The sequence below is a fragment of the Streptomyces montanisoli genome (assembly GCF_017813245.1).
Classification (GTDB): Bacteria; Actinomycetota; Actinomycetes; order Streptomycetales; family Streptomycetaceae; genus Streptomyces; species Streptomyces montanisoli.
This window is the reverse complement of the sequence record NZ_JAGIQL010000330.1, coordinates 1-2,409: the sequence shown is the minus strand read 5'-3', so window position 1 is coordinate 2,409 and position 2,409 is coordinate 1. Positions and strand designations below refer to the sequence as shown.

Annotated in this window: 2 protein-coding genes; both read right to left on the bottom strand. The window is 74.0% G+C overall.

Annotated features, from left to right (window positions below):
* Positions 1 to 188: 188 nt before the first annotated feature.
* Positions 189 to 1,445: a DUF4032 domain-containing protein gene (locus JFN87_RS32895; RefSeq protein ID WP_209346146.1), complete on the bottom strand. Its 1,257-nt coding sequence runs from the start codon at positions 1,443 to 1,445 to the stop codon at positions 189 to 191.
* A gap of 311 nt (positions 1,446 to 1,756) precedes the next feature.
* Positions 1,757 to 2,409: glycoside hydrolase family 75 protein (locus tag JFN87_RS32890; protein ID WP_209346144.1), on the bottom strand; the 653-nt coding region annotated here is incomplete at its 5' end.

Genomic DNA, 2,409 nt, shown 5'->3' with positions numbered 1-2,409 from the left:
GCGCCGGACGACGCGTACCGTGCGCCCGGCGGCGCCCGCGGCGCGTGCGGGCACGACACGTGTGCTGCCGACCCGGCTGGGACGTCACCGCCCCGGTGCGCGTCGTTTCCCCTGGCCCGGGGCCGCCGGGGCCGCCGGGGGCGCGCACCCCGCCCCGCCCGTCGGGCGCCTCGTGCCGCGAAGGCGCGTCAGACCTCGTCGTCGTCCTCGTCCCGCCGGGAGGCCGCTCCCGTCGCCGCCTGGCTTCGCGGCAGGACGTGCGTCACGTAGTCCTTGACCGTCGCGTCGAGGCCGACGTCCTCGCCCGCCTGCTCCGAGAGGTACCAGCGGTGCTCCAGCACCTCGTGGTAGATCTGCGCCGTGTCCGTGTCGCCGCGCAGTTCGCGCGGCACCGCGCGCACCGTCGGACGGAAGACGTCACGCACCCAGCGGTGCGCCAGCACCTCGGGGCGTGCGCCCAGTGGGTCGCCCGGCGCGTAGTCGTCCTGCGTCGCCATCCAGGACTCCAGGTCGCCCAGCAGCCTGCGCGCCTGGTTCTCCTCCGCGTCGAGCCCCGTCAGCCTGAGCAGCTGGCGCTGGTGGTGCCCCGCGTCGACCACCTTCGGCAGGAAGCGGACGGTGTCACCCTGCGGCGAGCTCTCGATGCGCATCTCCGCCACGTCGAAGCCGAGGTCGTTGAGGTTGCGCACCCGGCGGTCGATGTAGTGGCGCTTGTCGAGCGGGTAGACCGACTCGCGCGTCAGCTCGTGCCACAGCTCCTCGTAGCGCCCCACGATCGCCGCGCCGAACGGCACCGGGTCGATCGACGGGTGCAGCGCGCCCGACGCCTCGAGGTCCATCAGCTCGCCCGCGATGTTCATCCGCGCCAGCTCGATGTCGTACTCACGCTGGCCGCGGCTGAGGTCCTCGTGGAGCTCGCCGGTCTCCGCGTCCACCAGGTACGCCGCGTAGGCGCCCGCGTCGCGGCGGAACAGCGCGTTCGACAGCGAGCAGTCGCCCCACGCGAACCCCGCGAGGTGCAGCCGCACCAGCAGTACGGCGAGCGCGTCCATCAGCCGCTTGACCGTGGAGGGGCGCATCGTCGACTCGAACATCGAGCGGTACGGAAGCGAGCCCTTCAAATGGCGGGTCACCAGCGCGGACTCGATGTCCTCGCCGTCCGTCGCGGTACGGCCCGTGACCACGGCGAGTGCCTCCACCGCCGGTATGCGCAGCCGGTGCAGGTCCCGCAGCAGCCCGAACTCCCGCACGGCCGCACGCTCGGTGATCTCCTTGACGGCCACGACCTCGGGCCCCGCCGAGGCGAACCGCACGACGTGGCGCGAGATGCCGCGGGGGAGCGGCACAAGGCACTTCTCCGGCCACTGTTCGAGCAGCGTGTTCCACGGCAGGTCGAGCAGCCGTGCAGGGTGCTCCGGATTGGTCGCGCTGATCTGCAGCGCCATCGCGCCTCCCGCGGGTCGTCCTGGCAGCGTCGGGTGGGGTCGCGGGACGCCGGTGTCCCACCCACAGTCTGCCCGGTCCGCGTGCGGCGACCGCCCGCAGGGCCCCGGTCGCGACGGCCGGGAAAGACGCGACGGCCGGGAAAGACGCGACGGCCGGGAAAGATCTGCGCGACGGCGTGCATGGGAGGGCCGGGAGGGGGCAAACGCACTGACGAGCCGGGCCCGCGGCCATCCCCCCGGCCGCCGGAGCTCGTGGGCCCCACCGGTCATCCCCCCCCCGACCGGTGGGGCCGACTCTTTTCCCCGCCCGGCTACTTGGTGCTCGCGACGAACCGCCGCGCCAGCCGGTCGCCCGCCCGCACCGCGGCCGCGTGGCTCTCCACGGGCCGGGCCTTCGTGTTCTTGAAGAAGATGTACGTCACGTCCTTCGACGCGCCGCCGCCCGCCGGGTCCGCCGGGATGCCCAGCGCCTGGGCGGTCGCGTAGGACGCCTCGCCGATGAGCCCGGCCGGGCCCGTGTCGCCGACCACCGCGTACTCCACACGCCCGTGGTAGACGACAGCGGCGAGACCGCCGCCCCTGATGCCCGAACTCCGGTAGTCCCACGTGTCGCTCGGGTCGGGGACCACCAGGTACGGCAGCTTCGCCGCGTCCAGCGGGGCGCCGTCCGACCGGGTGAAGGCCGTCATGTCCTGGAAGGACCCGTCGGTGTCCTCGTTGCAGTGCCTGGTGACCTTGCCGTCGCAGTCGATGTCCATGTCCGACTTCCAATACACGGCGCCTGCGGTGGCGCACACCGCGACGGTCGGCTCGTCGTCGCTGTCGTCGTTCCGGTACCGCCCGTCGGACACCTGGTCGCACTGGGCGGTGCGCGCCAGCAGCCGCGCCGCGCTCACCGTGCCCTCGCCCGGGGACGCCGCGGCGGTGCCCCCGCTCCCGGGCGTGCCCGGCGCGGGCGCGGCCG

Coding starts and splice junctions, on each gene's coding strand:
- JFN87_RS32895 (WP_209346146.1), bottom strand. CDS start 1,445: ATGGCGCTGCAGATCAGCGCGACCAATCCGGAGCACCCTGCACGGCTG.